The 15,735-nt window shown below is 42.1% G+C and carries 16 protein-coding genes; 5 read left to right on the top strand and 11 right to left on the bottom strand.

What is annotated here, in order from left to right:
* Window positions 1-154 precede the first annotated feature (154 nt).
* Window positions 155-1,435: a dicarboxylate/amino acid:cation symporter gene (locus tag ACMAZF_RS09155; RefSeq protein WP_435277048.1), complete on the top strand. Its 1,281-nt coding sequence runs from the start codon at window positions 155-157 to the stop codon at window positions 1,433-1,435.
* A 70-nt stretch (window positions 1,436-1,505) separates the two neighbouring features.
* Here the strand turns inward: ACMAZF_RS09155 and sohB are convergent, their stop codons facing one another.
* The gene (gene sohB, locus ACMAZF_RS09150) at window positions 1,506-2,519 is read right to left on the bottom strand and encodes a protease SohB (RefSeq protein WP_435277047.1); all 1,014 of its coding nucleotides are present in this window, start codon (window positions 2,517-2,519) and stop codon (window positions 1,506-1,508) included.
* 138 nt (window positions 2,520-2,657) lie between these two features.
* Here sohB and ACMAZF_RS09145 point away from each other — a divergent pair, with 138 nt between their 5' ends.
* From ACMAZF_RS09145 to ACMAZF_RS09135, 3 genes are read left to right on the top strand one after another with little or no spacing between them, the layout of a single operon-like run.
* Window positions 2,658-3,080, top strand: coding sequence for a rhodanese-like domain-containing protein (locus tag ACMAZF_RS09145; RefSeq protein WP_435277046.1), 423 nt, complete (start codon window positions 2,658-2,660; stop codon window positions 3,078-3,080).
* Window positions 3,081-3,082: 2 nt separating this feature from the next.
* On the top strand, window positions 3,083-4,315 hold the full coding sequence (locus ACMAZF_RS09140; protein WP_435277045.1) for a glycosyltransferase: 1,233 nt from the start codon (window positions 3,083-3,085) through the stop codon (window positions 4,313-4,315).
* 3 nt (window positions 4,316-4,318) lie between these two features.
* Window positions 4,319-6,094: a DEAD/DEAH box helicase family protein gene (locus ACMAZF_RS09135; protein WP_435277044.1), complete on the top strand. Its 1,776-nt coding sequence runs from the start codon at window positions 4,319-4,321 to the stop codon at window positions 6,092-6,094.
* Between the two features lie 16 nt (window positions 6,095-6,110).
* On the opposite strand, the gene ACMAZF_RS09130 is transcribed toward ACMAZF_RS09135, so the two are convergent.
* The 9 genes from ACMAZF_RS09130 to prmB form a co-directional block, all read right to left on the bottom strand.
* Window positions 6,111-6,839: a pseudouridine synthase gene (locus ACMAZF_RS09130; protein ID WP_435277043.1), complete on the bottom strand. Its 729-nt coding sequence runs from the start codon at window positions 6,837-6,839 to the stop codon at window positions 6,111-6,113.
* A complete protein-coding gene (locus tag ACMAZF_RS09125) occupies window positions 6,839-7,954 on the bottom strand; it encodes a site-2 protease family protein (RefSeq protein WP_435277042.1) in 1,116 nt (371 codons plus the stop codon). Before ACMAZF_RS09125 ends, ACMAZF_RS09130 begins: the two co-directional genes overlap by 1 nt.
* A 258-nt stretch (window positions 7,955-8,212) precedes the next feature.
* A complete protein-coding gene (locus ACMAZF_RS09120) occupies window positions 8,213-8,575 on the bottom strand; it encodes a hypothetical protein (protein ID WP_435277041.1) in 363 nt (120 codons plus the stop codon).
* 132 nt (window positions 8,576-8,707) lie between these two features.
* Window positions 8,708-10,288: an MFS transporter gene (locus ACMAZF_RS09115; protein WP_435277040.1), complete on the bottom strand. Its 1,581-nt coding sequence runs from the start codon at window positions 10,286-10,288 to the stop codon at window positions 8,708-8,710.
* A gap of 86 nt (window positions 10,289-10,374) precedes the next feature.
* Complete coding sequence (locus ACMAZF_RS09110; RefSeq protein ID WP_435277039.1) at window positions 10,375-10,644, bottom strand: YfcL family protein; 270 nt, start codon at window positions 10,642-10,644, stop codon at window positions 10,375-10,377.
* Window positions 10,645-10,687: 43 nt separating this feature from the next.
* A complete protein-coding gene (locus tag ACMAZF_RS09105) occupies window positions 10,688-11,827 on the bottom strand; it encodes an ATP-NAD kinase family protein (protein WP_435277038.1) in 1,140 nt (379 codons plus the stop codon).
* Window positions 11,817-12,386: an elongation factor P hydroxylase gene (locus ACMAZF_RS09100; RefSeq protein WP_435277037.1), complete on the bottom strand. Its 570-nt coding sequence runs from the start codon at window positions 12,384-12,386 to the stop codon at window positions 11,817-11,819. Before ACMAZF_RS09100 ends, ACMAZF_RS09105 begins: the two co-directional genes overlap by 11 nt.
* A 17-nt stretch (window positions 12,387-12,403) precedes the next feature.
* A complete protein-coding gene (gene aroC, locus ACMAZF_RS09095) occupies window positions 12,404-13,504 on the bottom strand; it encodes a chorismate synthase (RefSeq protein ID WP_435277036.1) in 1,101 nt (366 codons plus the stop codon).
* A 13-nt stretch (window positions 13,505-13,517) separates the two neighbouring features.
* Window positions 13,518-14,462 carry a 50S ribosomal protein L3 N(5)-glutamine methyltransferase gene (gene prmB / locus ACMAZF_RS09090; RefSeq protein WP_435277217.1) on the bottom strand — a complete coding sequence of 315 codons (945 nt, stop codon included), beginning with the start codon at window positions 14,460-14,462 and terminating at the stop codon, window positions 13,518-13,520.
* A 180-nt stretch (window positions 14,463-14,642) separates the two neighbouring features.
* Here prmB and smrB point away from each other — a divergent pair, with 180 nt between their 5' ends.
* The gene (gene smrB, locus ACMAZF_RS09085) at window positions 14,643-15,176 is read left to right on the top strand and encodes an endonuclease SmrB (RefSeq protein WP_435277035.1); all 534 of its coding nucleotides are present in this window, start codon (window positions 14,643-14,645) and stop codon (window positions 15,174-15,176) included.
* Window position 15,177: 1 nt separating this feature from the next.
* On the opposite strand, the gene sixA is transcribed toward smrB, so the two are convergent.
* Window positions 15,178-15,663 (bottom strand): phosphohistidine phosphatase SixA, encoded by a 486-nt coding sequence (gene sixA, locus ACMAZF_RS09080; RefSeq protein WP_435277034.1) that lies wholly within the window; start codon window positions 15,661-15,663, stop codon window positions 15,178-15,180.
* Window positions 15,664-15,735 lie beyond the last annotated feature (72 nt).

Below are 15,735 nucleotides of genomic sequence, written 5' to 3'. Positions count from 1 at the left end.
TTAATCTTTCACTGCTAAAAGATTTTTTATTAATAACGTCTATGCTTGATTATTGCTTTTGCAATAATTAAACATTTGCTAGACTCCAGCGGGTGTATCGATGATTCTCATTAACAACCTAAAATCAGATACCTAATAATAATTAAGGATTACCATGAGTAATAAAAAACCTTTAGGCTTAACGATGAAAATTCTCATCGGCATGGGTCTAGGCATCATTATCGGTGCCATCATCCAATTTGCGATGGGTGATGTTAAATTCGTCCAAGACAATATTGTTAACGGCTTGTTCCACGCTGGCGGAAAAATGTTCGTTAATAGCTTAAAAATGCTAGTCGTGCCGTTAGTGTTCATTTCTCTAGTTTGTGGAACGTGTTCACTATCTGATCCAAGTAAGTTGGGCCGACTAGGTGGCAAGTCCATTGCGTTATATCTAACTACTACAGCCATCGCTATTACGTTGGCAATTGCCTTGGCATTAGTGATTGCACCAGGTGTAACTGACCAAGCCATGACCAGCGCAGCAACTTTTAATGCCAAAGAAGCACCTTCATTAACTCAAGTATTAATTAATATTATTCCAAGTAATCCAATTAATGCGATGGCAGAAGGCAACATGCTGCAAATCATTGTATTCGCATTATTGTTTGGCATAGCTGTTTCACTTGCTGGTGAATCAGGTAAACGTATTGCAAGTTTATTTGAAGACATGAATGAAGTAGTAATGAAGATTGTTAACATCATTATGAATCTTGCACCATACGGTGTGTTCTTCTTAATGGCCAAATTAGCCAGTGAGATTTCGCCAAGTACTTTCTTAAATGTTGCTAAATACTTTTTCGTTGTTCTCCTAGCATTAGGTGTTCACGCCTTAGTGACTTACCCAATCATTCTCAAATTCCTAACAGGACTTAATCCAGTCATTTTCATTAGAAAAATGCGCGACACGGCCCTGTTTGCATTTAGTACGGCAAGTTCAAACGCGACAATTCCGGTAACGTTAGAAACAACCACCAAAAAGATGGGTGTTGATAACTCTATCGCGTCGTTTACCGTACCGTTAGGTGCAACCATTAACATGGACGGCACCGCAATCATGCAAGGTGTTGCAACCGTCTTCATCGCGCAAGTCTATGGCGTTGATTTGTCGATAGCTGATTATCTAATGGTAATTTTGACTGCCACTTTGGCATCAATCGGAACAGCGGGCGTGCCGGGCGTTGGTTTAATTATGCTTGCTATGGTGTTACAACAAGTTGGCTTACCAGTAGAAGGCATTGCACTTATTATTGGTGTTGACCGTCTACTGGATATGACTCGAACCGCGGTAAACGTTACCGGCGATAGTATGGTGACGGTTATCGTCGCTAAAACTGAGAAAGAGTTAGATACTGAAATTTATAACGATCCATGGGTCGGCAGAAAAACGGAATAGTTGTTTCTATTTGTTCTAATAAAAAGGGATGCAATGCATCCCTTTTTTATTGCTTCGAATCAATCGAAAATTAAAATCCTTTCCATTGACCAAGGCGATTGACGACATTATAAAGTCCTTGCTCAACCGATGTACTTGCAGCTTTACCCAATTTTTGAGACAAAGTCTTAGGGACATTATATTTCACTAAGTAGACTTGCTTATTTTGCGCTTGTGAAAGTAACCAGTCATCGCTCGTGCTTAACTCGTCAACAAGACCAATCTCAAGGGCTTGTTCACCATACCAAGTTTCACCTGTTGCCACCTTGTTTATATCCAATTGCGAACGGTGCTTGGCAACATGGTTCTTAAATAAACCGTGAACGTCATCAATTTCACTTTGAAATTTTTCACGATCTTGATCGGTATTTTCGCCAAACATAGTGAGTGTTCTTTTATATTCACCCGCCGTCACTTGCTCGAAATCGATATCATTTTTCTTAAGCACTTTACTAAAATTAGGGATCTGAGCAATAACCCCAATGGATCCAATAATTGCAAAAGGAGCGGCGACAATTTTGTTTGCGATACAAGCCATCATATAACCACCACTTGCGGCAACTTTATCAACAGCGATAGTTAACGGTATGTCACGTTTAGTGATCCGTTGTAACTGACTCGCTGCGAGTCCATAACCGTGCACGACACCGCCGGGACTTTCAAGACGCACCAGCACTTCATCATCTTTCTGTGCACATTGGACAATTGCAGTAATTTCACGTCGTAACCCTTCTACTTGGCTAGCGTCCATCGAACCATTGAAATCAATTACATACAAATTAGGCTTAACCTCATCTTTCGATTCTTTAGCTGCCTTCTTTTGCGCTTTTGCACGTTTTTTTAGCTCATCCTTAGGCAATATTGTCTCTTTAAAAGACTGCGCAGTATCCTCTAAGGCTTCCGATAAGTCTATTAGCTCTAACTGCCCTTTTTCCCCCTTCCCCTTGCTACCAAGAGCAACGATAGTCACCAATACCACAATAATTGCAACCACAATGGTGACCGCTTGAGCCAAAAACAACCCATAATTAGCTAAAAATTCCACAACTTATTCCTCTATAAAATACTTCGCCGCAGTGTATCAGTCTCCTAAAACCCTCGCTATATTTATCGCTAATTAGATGTTTCATCTCACAAACATCAGGTACAATGCGCCAATACGTTTCCTTCATTAAAGACAATTATGCTTATTCGAGTTTCCTACTTTTATTTGATGTTATTTTTCATCGGCACTTTATTCATTAATACATCAGTTTCCGCCCACGGCGGCGACGATCACACCCATTACACTCGCGAACAGGTCGCATGGCAAAAACTTAATAATGGCGCACTATTAATTGACGTGAGAACCGCCGCAGAATTCAAGGAAAGTCGCTTAGACAAAGCATTACATATACCCTACAAAAAGGTTGTCCAAACGCTAAAAATTAAGAATATTAGCAAAGAATTTCCCATTGTCTTGTATTGCCGCAGCGGCAACAGAGCAGGAAAAGCAATAAAGATGTTAGTGAAAGCTGGTTATTCTAACGTACACAATGGCGGCGGGATTAGTGCCCTAAAATCCGCTCATGCGCTACCTCAATCGTCACAGAAACCCCTTAAGTAATCATGTCTTCTAAAAATCTATTAATAATCGGCTATGTTTGGCCAGAACCTAAATCTTCCGCTGCTGGCAGCAGAATGATGGAATTAATTGCACTTTTTAATGACCAAGGCTATCACATTACCTTTGCCAGTGCGGCGCAGTTATCAGAGCATATGGCTGATCTTGACGACTATAATGTCGACTGTACTAAGATTGCCCTAAATTGCAGCTCATTTGATATTTTTGTCAAAAAATTAGCCCCTGAGATCGTGATATACGATCGGTTTATGATGGAGGAGCAATTTGGCTGGCGTGTCGAACAACAGTGCCCAACGGCGCTGACCATCTTAGACACTGAAGATCTCCATACACTGAGATATGCGCGTCATGATGCATATAAAAACGATCGAGAAATCAATCAACATGATCTCAATAGTGACATGGCAAAACGTGAAATAGCGGCAATTTATCGTTGCGACCTCACCCTCATGATATCTAAAACGGAAATCGAATTACTGACCACTCAGTTTCAGGTGCCGCCACAGCTTCTACATCACATTCCGTTCATGTTGGACGTAGATAAGCTAAATGAGCCTCGTCCTGAATATTCTGCGCGGATTGACTTTATATCCATAGGTAATTTCAGACACGCGCCCAATTGGGATGCAGTACGCTACCTCAAAGAATCGATATGGCCATTAATTCGCAAAAAGTTACCTAAAGCACGATTAAATGTATACGGAGCGTACCCGCCACCAAAAGCAACGCAACTTCACAATGAAAAGCAAGGGTTTCTGGTAAAAGGTTGGTGTGATGACGCCCATGCTGAAATAAAAAAAGCCAGAGTGCTGTTGGCTCCACTACGATTTGGCGCTGGAATCAAAGGGAAATTGGCAGACGCTATGATCAACGGCACACCAAACGTCACAACGTCGATTGGTAGTGAATCCATGCATGAGAATTTACCGTGGAGTGGCGAGATTAGCGATGACCCCGAACAGTTTGCAGAACATGCCATTGCACTCTATCAAGACAACGATCGTTGGCTCGACTACGTCAACAAAGGTGATGACATTATTCGAACGCTTTATGATAAAAACAGTTTATCAAGTGCGTTAACTAACCGTGTGAATGATCTCATTGCGAACCTTCAAAGTCACCGACTTAATAATTTCACTGGCAGTATGTTGAAGCACCACCACCACAAAAGCACAAAATATATGTCCCAATGGATTGAAGCGAAAAACAAAGACTAGCTCATGACCAGTTATACTCTGCGCCCCTATCAACAAGAAGCAGTCAAGGCCACTGTTCGTCACTTCAAGAAAAGTGATGAGTCCGCCATTATTGTATTGCCAACGGGTAGCGGCAAGAGTTTGGTGATCAGTGAACTGGCGCGATTAGCTAAACATAAGATCTTGGTGCTTGCTCACGTGAAAGAACTCGTTGAGCAAAATCACCAAAAGTATGAATCCTATGGGCTAAGCGCTAATATATTTTCAGCCGGTTTAGGTCGCAAAGAATCACAACATCAAGTTACATTTGGAAGCGTCCAATCTGTCGCGCCAAATCTTAACAAATTTAATGAGCATTTTTCGTTAGTCATTGTTGACGAGTGCCATCGTATTGGTCAAGTTGACGATAGCACCGACTCTCAGAATCAATATCAACAAATAATTGCACACCTTAAAAAAATAAATCCATCGTTGAAACTGTTGGGGTTAACCGCCACACCATACCGCATGGGAATTGGTTGGATATATCAAGATCATTACCATGGTTTTAGTCGTGGCGACGACAACAGTGTATTTAGACATTGTATCTATGAAATGCCCCTTGGGTTAATGATTAAACAAGGTTTTCTTTCAACGCCAACGCTAATTGACGCTGCTATAGCCCATTATGACTTCTCAAGTATCAGTCAAAATCGTTTTGGCAGTCAGAGTGAAAAAGCTCTCAATACACTGCTTATAAAACATAAACGGGTTACAAAATCCATCACTGAGCAAGTGGTAACGCTCAGTGAAGACCGAAAAGGCGTAATGATTTTTGCTGCGACGCTTAAGCATGCTAATGAAGTCATGGATTATTTGGCAGAGTTTGGCCACCAACACACAAGCGCTCTTATTATCTGCGATACCGACAATACTGAACGCGACCAAATAATAGCTCGGTTCAAAAAACGGGAAATAAAATTTTTAGTTAACGTTGCTGTATTAACTACAGGATTTGACGCACCCCATGTCGACCTCATTGCCCTACTCAGACCGACACAGTCGGTCAGCCTATTTCAGCAAATAGTAGGCCGCGGCTTACGTTTATGTGATGATAAAAAAGATTGTTTAATAATCGATTACGCCAATAGCGGATTCGATATTTTTAGCCCCGAGGTTGGTAGCGAAAAACCAAGCAGTGATAGCGTCGCGGTATTAGTCCCCTGTCCTGTATGTCAATTTGGCAATACTTTCTGGGGAAAAGTAGACCAAGATGGCGACCTTATAGAACACTATGGTCGCCGCTGTATGGGATTTGAAGATAACAACGGTGAACGCGTCCGGTGTGATTATAGATTCCGTTTTAAAGAATGTGGTCAGTGCGGTCAACAAAATGACATTGCAGCGCGTGTATGTCAGCATTGTGATCACGCCATCAGCGATCCTGATGATTTGTTGAAAAAATCATTATCTCTAAAAGATGCGATGGTCATCAGATGCCAAGCAATGACGATGGCTAGTCTTAGTACTGATCCCAACAAACTTAAGATCACCTACGTCGATGAAGATGGCCATGCTCTGACTGAGACATTTAACTTTTCACACCCCAAGGCGTTACTGGCATTCAATCGCCAATTCGGTGGCCGAGTAGCTCAGGGAACAGTATCATTTACGTTCACAACCACCAGCGAGGCTATCGCCCTGTCAACAAGGATCACACCGCCGGACTTCGTTATCGCCAAGAAACAGAAATACTATTGGAAAATCCAAGAAAAGATCTTTGATTACCAAGGAAACTACCGAAAAGCCAATCAAATGTAGGGCCTAATACAATTTGTTAAGCGCGATTAGTTAATGCGATGAGACCCGCAATTTCATCAGTATTCAGAGAGCGAAAATCCCCTACCGCTAGCTCGCTCAAAGTGATATTTGCCAAGGATATTCGCTTTAAATGGGTAACATAAAATCCCAAGTTACTGCACATTCGGCGAATCTGTCGATTTAGCCCTTGGGTTAAGGTAATGTTGAAACTTAATTCATCAAGGAGTTTAATTTCACAGGCGGTTGTTTGTTTGCCCTTGATCATCAGGGGCTGATTCATTTTTGATACAAATGCGGTATTAAGCGTTAGATTGTTGGTGCGGCAATTGTGAAAGTTCGGTTTTACGATAACCTCATAACACTTTGCCTGCTTAAACGCAGGGTGTAACAGTCTATTGGTTAGTTCACCGTCATTCGTCAGTAAAAGCAAACCACTTGAATCCTTATCTAATCGACCGATAGGAAATACACGGGGTAACGATGTAGGAATAACATGGCAAAGACTACTTGGATCCTCGACATTTAAATTACAATCAATGCCAACCGGTTTATGATAGACAACATAGTGTTTCTCACTAAATACGTCTATCTGTTTGCCGTCAACCCTGATCTTATCGCTGGGAGCTACAAACGTTAAATGCTGCGCAATATTGTCATTAACCTCGACACGACCAGCATCAATTAGGCGAGATGCTTGACGACGCGAACAATATCCCGCCGCGCCAATCATTTTTGCAAGGCGCATTAGCTCCCCAAAATCTTAAACGGTAACGACAATGCATCATTTGCGCCTTGTCCTAATCCCCAGATAATCGCTGATAAGCCAATGACTGTCATTAAGTACCATGCTGCAGAGATAATCTGACCATATCTGTCTAGCGGTAATAATCGCGTTTGATGGCGATATTTATATTCAAAGAAAATTTCAATAGAGCCAATCGCTAACAAAAACCCTAAAAGTGCGAATCCGAAGGTGTAACTCACATATACCCCGAGAGCAGCACCGAGCACACAAACTACCAAGCCCATCTTTGAGTTAACGGAATAAGCAATGCTTTTTAGCACATGGCCGCCGTCGAGCGGTAACACTGGTAATAATTGGAAGAGGTTTAATAGTGCGTTAAAAGCGGCAATGCCCCCCAAGATTTCGATACCAGTTATCCAGTAAGCGACTAAAAGACCAAGCGACAACAACAATCCAAAGAAAGGACCCATAATCGAAATCACTACGTCTTGCCATCGTGTATTAAGCTTATCGTCATTGACTGCTAAACCGCCCAAAAAAGGCACCAAATAAAATCCCTTGGTTTTCATACCAAAATATTTCATCGCTCGCACATGACCATATTCATGAAAAACCAAACAGCCGATAAGCGCTAGTGCAAACTCAAACGAGAAGAGCCAGCTATAGGCAGCGAGTGATCCAGCCGCTAGGACGACTTTAATCACTTTGGCACTTTTAAATAATTTCAGTCCTAATCCTAATAAACCAACAGTACTTACTTTAGGCTTACTTTTTCCAGTATTAACAATCTCACGGCTTTCGATATCTTTTTCGTTGAGCATCCCATTCGCCACATCTTGGCCGTCCACACTCAATTGATAATCTAATGAGAACGGTTGCCAGTTAATGCTGTTGCTTAGTGACACAATGATCTTTTGCTCTTGCGGTTCATCGCCTACTTTCGCCACCATGACTTGAGTTAATTCAAATTGATGGTTGACGATGTCCTGATCGACAGCGTCTGATGCAGTGATCTGACTTACACAGTTACCATCCCAAAATAGTTGCTGCCAGCCTGCCATAGACGCATCTAATGTTAATGTTTTGCCAAAGAGTTCTAGGTTTAATAAATGCACAAGCGTTGCTCAAAAATAGTTTTCGATGATTATCAACGAATTTTATCGAGGTGCAAGTATAAATTGCGGTTTTACCACCGTAGTCTTAAGAACTGCATGAATTGAGCGCAATGAATAAAGTATAATCTGCATTTTCACTGATTATGGATAGATATCCACTACCACTAAAGATGATTGGTTCTGAGATGGGAATTAAGCCAACGACGATATGACGTTGGCTTTTAAAAAATAGCGTGTAATGCGACTTGGAACGTTAACCTAAATTAGATAACTGTTTGCTATCATGACAGGCAATAGAAATCCGCTTGAAAGAACAATTGAGCCAGTGAACAATAACACCCCACAACAAACTCCGCCATGAAACATAAATGTCTTTGGCTTTGCTAACGCACTTCCTATAAACGCTACTAATACTGATGCCGCTAAATTACGTAATTGACGGTATTTTGTGTAGACCCAATACTTCGCGGTTTTTATGTTTAATACAACAAAGCCAAAAATTAGCTCTATCCCCCCTAAATCTAATAGTGGTATTAATTCAGGCATTAAAGCGACCATCATTAATACTAGGCAACCGATAAGGGATTTTTGAATCCAGTGCAGTTCTTTCCACGCGTTCATGCAACCTCCTTGCTCTTTCATGAACTTATACCTAGGCGATAATATCAAAGAGTTTGATTTCCCGCTAGCGCGAAAACATAAATAGGGCTCGTTCCTTACCAATGACGAGCCAAGGAGTGATGATTTAATGGATTAGTCGACGAGTGATTTTTTCTCGGTTGATAAGGAACTACGTGCACTTATAATCCAACGACTATAAATCACCAAGCCAAATGCTGAAGCAATACCAATTGCTCCCATCACAAACCACACCACGCCAATATTATTTTGTTGATAAAGCAAAGCTGTCATTTCTTGAGATGATTGACCACTGATTGAAACCAAGTGAGTAAAGTATTCACCTTGTGGAATCGCGCTTAACGCCGCTGTGCTTTGTTGATAGGTATCTGACAACATCGCTTTGGCGAGCGTCTCTTTGGCGGCATATTTATCGTATAACATTGGGCCAATATAACTTTCGGCAACCCACCCTATGCCAAGTGGTAGATCTTTGAACCCAAGATACATGGCTTTTTTGTCGTCTGGCGCGATATTACCAATGAGTTTGTAAGACGTCGGACTGGCGAGCATTTCACCCACGCTAAAGGTAAATATCGCGAGCACCAAAAACCAAGCAGCATTGACTCCACCAATAATAAACAACGCGGCGCTGCACAGGAATGTACCTATCACTAAGCTATTCATTGTACCTAGACGCTGCGCTAATGCAGCAAAGAGAAAACACGTAAGCATGATCATGCCAAAATTTAGGTTCATGATCCCTTCAGGCAAAATAGACATTCCATCGGCATTCATTCCCAATGCCGAGCGCCAAGCCACCGAGTCAGTTCCGTTTTCACCAAACAATGAAGCGACAATAGTTGTCGTATCAATCCAATCTCTGATGTGTACCGGTAAAACATCAAACAGCGCCATAAACATAAACCAAAACCCTGAAAAGATAATGGTGTAGTAAATCAAGTGCGCTTGCTTGAACTCGTGAATTGATTCTCTCCATAACGATTTTTTTGGCGCGCCACTTTGTGCTAGTTTTTCTAGGTTTTTAACGCGTTGTGCCTTACCGGGCTCTTTATACAGCAACAACATAAAGAAATTTAAACTGATAATCGCCGCACATGCGTAGAAAACATTCTGCCAATCAAGGATCCTCAATTGTGCCGCAATCAAAGGGCCAACCCAGCCACCGATATTGACCATTTGATAAAACATTCCCCACGCCATCGTAGAATTTTGAGGTGTGGTTGATTTGACTAAAGTCCCCTGAATGCCTGGTTTAAATATTCCAGTACCAAGGGCCAATACGATAGCGCCAACCATAAATCCCCAATAGGTTGGAAAGAATGCCATCAGTAAATAAGCTGCAATTTTTGTCACGGTGGATAATGCTATCGTTTCCTTATAGCCAATCCGATCAGAAAGGCCGCCAATAAAGACAGGGACAAAAGCTTGCACAAGCGCCCATGCCATTAGTATGGTGCCAAAATCTGTCATAGTGACACCTAGACCACCTTTCGACACTGGATCGGTCGCATAGAGGCCTGCAACTGTTTTGACGCCATAGAACGCAACGCGTTCAATTAGTTCCATCCCTCCGACAATCCAAAACACGTAACTTAAGGACGCAATAGAGGCAAAGAAACCGAGTTTCTTAATAGCATGTGTTGAAGAATATGGTGGTTGGGTCGATGCTGAATTCGAGGATTGTTGGCTCATACGTGGCTCTATTTATTATTGGAATAGAGCCAGATTAAGATATATTATATACAAAAACAAGTTTATTGTTTAATTCGGATACAACACTACATCTTGTGTTGGAGGTTTTCCCAGCAAGTGATAACTAGTTTTTTATCGGTAGGACTTAGTTCATTTTTTAAAAATGCGTCATCTAAACTGGCCTGTATTTTAGCCATGAAATTTTCAAAGGTATCATCAATATCAATGCACCCTTGGAGAATCAAATCAAGATGGCCTTGCAAATAACCACTGGCAAATAAAGCGTCATCGTTGCCGTTTTCTAAAATATCAGCAACAAAATCTTCGATGATGCTTTCTGTTTGTGTAAGTAACATAATAAATTCCAAATATGCTCGTTGTTAGTTATGCCCAATGGCATTAGTCAGGGTTACTCATTTGTACCATGACATAATCGTTGTAGCCCGTCGTCACTTTGACAAAGCCACTTAATTCTTTATCTAATTGCGCGTCCCCTGTGTCTACCAGTAATGGACGTTGCTCTAATGCCTGCAATTTAGTTTTAGTGGCGACAATAATAATATTGTCTCTTCCCACGGCCCTTATCACATCTGGGCTTAATTGTTGATTTCCACGCCCAAAGACATGACCTTGTCCACCAATCAAAGTGACCACCAATTTTACCGATGGTTGAGTAACAATAATCTCAAGTATACGATTTGCACTGACATCGCTCGCTATTAACGATTGATCTTGCACGATATCAACGCCGAGTAGTGTATTGTCTAATCCCATCTCTTCCATAATAAACTCGGTGGTTGAACCAGAGCCCATTATAACGAGCTCATCATCGACTTGACGCATCACATCGGCGGCAATATCTGCAAGCACTAACTCGTCAGACTCCTTACCACCCATTTTCACCGCTTGCATATATCGAAGTTCCGCAGGCACTAACATTTCACCGTAGCGCTTGGCTTTAACAACGCCATCACGAAATAACGACTCATCAATATCCATGACGTCTCGTTCCATCACACTAACCAGCTGATTTGTAACCATCAGTTCAAGCACTTTACCGGCAGCTGTCGGGGTAATCGCGTAAACGCCAGAATGAATTTTTACGCCCGCTGGAATACCTAATACTGGGAAGTCATCACCTACAGCGCTATAAATATTGCGAGCAGTGCCGTCGCCGCCGACAAATACTAAACAATCAACACCTGCGGCTTTAATTAACGACGCCGCTTCTAAGGTATGATTGGCGTCTGAGGATTGTAACTCACCGTTTAATTCAGCATTAGTGTTAAACGATATGCAAGAGTGATTAAAGCCAAGCGCTTGACATAAACTCTGTCCCATCAACGATGGCGCGGTAATAATCTCAATGTTATCTCGATATTGTTCAATTTGTGAGAACGCTAAATAAGCACGGTCATTTGATTTTGGTGTGGCGCCCAGCGCTAATGCTTTATCAATCACTTCGTCGCTGCCTTTAAGGGCAACAGAGCCGCCCATACCTGCAACGGGATTGATGATCAAACCAATTTTAAACTTCATAGTCGTTATTACTCTCATTATGAACACGTTGATAAGCGATACGCTCAAGGGTTAACGGAGGTTGCTTGTAAAAGATACATAAGGCATTGAGTAGCTTTTGAGTCCGACAATTAAATCCATTAGTAATCAAATCGCACAATCGCTTATGCACATTGTCTTGAAAGGCATGTCGATCTGATTGCCAGCCACTTAAATTATCGGTACTCACACGAAAAGAATGGCCACAAGCTAAGGAAAGTGCCCATTCGATGGCTTGGGGCTTAACTTCAACTTTCTCAAAATCGGTTTGAGTTTGTTCGTCACGCCCATCAGGGCAATACCAATATCCATAATCTTCTAGTAAACGACGGGCTTCTCCTGCCACTAGCCAATGAGCTATCTCATGCAGTCCGCTGGCAAAGTACCCTCTTGCAAAAATAATCTGGTGGTAACTTGTCTCAGCATCTTTTGGTAGATAAATAGGCTCATCACCGCCTTTAATTAGCCGAGTTTGATGACTTGTGTTAAACGTGTCATCAAAAACCTGTATTAAATCGTTATAATCAAACTCTTCGTTCACGCGTTAGTGTCTCACGATTATTTGTCGGCCATCTGATAGGCGGTCGTCGACAAATTAACATCATAATTCTGGCCGCGATGGCGCAACAGATGATCCATCAAAGTAATGGCAAGCATTGCTTCAGCGATAGGTACAGCACGCAGGCCAACGCACGGATCGTGACGTCCTTTGGTGACTAAATCTACTTCAGCTCCAGTCTTGTCAACACTGCGACCAGGCGTTGTAATGCTTGACGTTGGTTTTAGTGCCATATGAGCGACGATCGGCTGCCCAGTCGAAATGCCCCCTAATACACCACCCGCATGATTAGAGGTGAATCCCTCTTTAGTCATTGCATCGCGGTGCTTACTCCCCTTTTGATTGACCACTTCGAAACCGTCGCCAATTTCAACACCTTTTACGGCATTAATACTCATGAGAGAGTGGGCAATTTCAGCATCTAAACGGTCAAAGATAGGCTCGCCTAAGCCAACCGGCACATTTATCGCTTCAACGGTTACCTTGGCGCCAATTGAATCACCTTGTTTTTTAAGATCACGAATTAACTGTTCCATATCGTCAAGTTTGTCGATATCTGGACAAAAGAAAGGATTCGTTTCAATAAGATCATAATCGACCTTTTTAATAGCGACATCACCTATCTGAGAAAGATACGCTCGGATTTCAATGCCATAGGCTTGTTTTAAGTATTTCTTCGCGATAGCACCACCAGCAACTCGCATCGCCGTTTCACGTGCTGAAGATCGGCCACCACCACGATAATCACGGATCCCATATTTTTGTTGGTACGTGTAGTCTGCGTGCCCCGGGCGAAATTGATTTTTTATCTCACCATAATCTTTGGAACGTTGATCGCCATTTTCAATTAATAGCCCAATCGGGGTACCTGTGGTCTTTCCTTCGAAAACACCTGATAATATTTTCACCTCATCAGCTTCTCGACGGGGCGTGGTAAACTTTGACGTACCGGGCTTACGTCGATCTAAATCCACCTGTAAATCAGCTTCTGTAATTTCAAGACCCGGTGGGCAACCATCAACGGTACAACCGAGCGCAATGCCGTGACTTTCGCCAAAAGTGGTGATAGAGAACAACTTACCTATAGTATTGCCAGACATGAATATTCCTTGCTTAAATAGTTGCAGCCAACGCTGCTTTGAATAACGCTTGATGCTTTGCTAATTGCGCTTTAGTCAATACGAACACACCGTGTCCACCCTGACTAAACTCGATCCAATCGAATGCGACGTCAGGAAACTGTTGTTCCATGTGGATCTGAGAATTACCAACTTCCACGACTAAAATTCCGTCATCATTGAGGCAATCTAGGGAATCAACCAAAATACGTTTCACTAGATCTAACCCATCATAACCCGCAGCAAGTCCAAGTTCAGGTTCATGGATAAACTCTTGTGGCAAGCTATCCATGTCTTCTTGGTCGACATACGGGGGGTTTGAGACAATAAGATCGTATTTTTCTCTTAATACTTCATTCATTAAGTCTGATTGAATTGGAATAACACGCTCTTGCATCCCGTGCTCGAAGATATTGATATTAGCGACATCTAATGCGTCGTGAGATATATCGATAGCATCGACTTCTGAATCAACAAATTGATGGGCTATTGCAATTGCAATACATCCACTGCCGGTACATAAATCTAATGCACGGTGAACGCTATGACCTTTTAACCAAGGTTCGAAATTCTCACTGATCATTTGTGCAATAGGTGATCGCGGCACTAACACACGTTCATCTACATAAAACTGTAAGCCAGAAAACCATGCGTTGTTCGTAATATAGGCTGTCGGAACCCGCTCGTTAATGCGTACCGCAAAAGTTTGTGCGATTGCCAAGCGTTCTCGCTGTAATAAATTGCAATTGAGAATAGTATCTTTACTGTCAATCGGTAGCGCTAAGACATGGAGAGCCAGCACAACGGCTTCATCCCACGCGTTCTCATTACCATGCCCATAAAATACACCATTTTGGTTAAATAATGTCGCTCCCCAGCGCAGCATATCGCCTAACGTCGATAATTCATTAATTGCTTCATCAATATGTTGCTGGTCCAGCTTAAAAGTTTCCAAGCTTGTCGCTCCTCAAATGTCTAACCTAGGGCGATAACCAATGCTCTCAAACCCAACTTTGGCTCGCATTGTATCTTACTAAATTGTGAATATGAACCTTGTTTATAGCCCAAAAAAGCATTTAAAATACGTACTTTGAAATAACGCGACTCAATCGACTACTTAATGACCAACGACAAAACACCATCAATGTTTGATCTTCTTGATGATTCAAACATTAAGCCGCTTAACCAAGATAAGGTTAATTTACGTCAACCCAAATCGTTGCGCGTTCGAGGTCACAAAGATAAACAACAGCAAAAGCAAGCCGAATTCTATTTTTCTGACGGTTACGTTCCACATTTAAACGATGAGGGGCCGATGCGCTATTGTCGTGATGACGTAGAAACCTATGAACTCAAAAAGCTTAGACGCGGTGATTACGTCCCTGAATTAGTGTTAGATCTGCATGGTTTAAACCAAAATGAAGCGAAAATGGAAATTCTGGCAATGTTTAAAGAGTGCAAAAAAAGCCAAATTGAATGTTGTGTCATCGTCCATGGGGTGAGTGGCGGTACGCTCAAAGCCCGAACCCCATATTGGATAGCCCAATATCCGGAATTACTTGCCTTTCATCAAGCACCGCTTGAATGGGGCGGACAAGGCGCGCTTATTGTTTTATTAGATATTGAACCTGATGAGAACGGAAAAATTGACTAGTTTAAGCGCCCATCAGTACGTCATCCAGCGTTCGATGCCATAAAAGGCGGCCTTGCCACTCTTCAAGGTCAATATCTAAGCATGCAATAGATGATGTAGTGAACGCGGGCACGAAGTCACCACGACATAAATCATTAATTACTAACCCCACCAACGGAAGATGTGAAACCGCTAAGGCATTTGTTGCTTTGTGCTCTGCGCAATAAGCCAGCAAGGCATCTCCGCAGGTTGAAGGATTTGACTCTGGTGTTAACTCTTCGAGACAATAATGATGACCGGACATATGCACTTGTTGCGATACAATATCAAATGTTTGTAGTGCTCTTTTATATGGGCTCACAAATGAAACATCAAAAGATGGCGCAGTATTTCGCAACCACTTTGCCATGATGGCCGTCTGTTCCTGCCCTAAAATAGTCAACGCTCGTTCAGAGTCAGAGGGCGCAGAGATTTGAGCCTGTCCATGGCGCATAATATACAACTTCATTAATCAATTCCTTAAGCAATATTGTTATACCAATTGCATTAAATATTTGCCCACTTGTACTTGTTAAAATTA

Origin of the sequence: Psychrobium sp. nBUS_13 (assembly GCF_051201665.1) — a bacterium.
Taxonomy (GTDB): domain Bacteria; phylum Pseudomonadota; class Gammaproteobacteria; order Enterobacterales; family Psychrobiaceae; genus Psychrobium.
The sequence above is the reverse complement of the archived record's forward strand: the minus strand, read 5'-3'. Positions and strand labels throughout refer to the sequence as shown.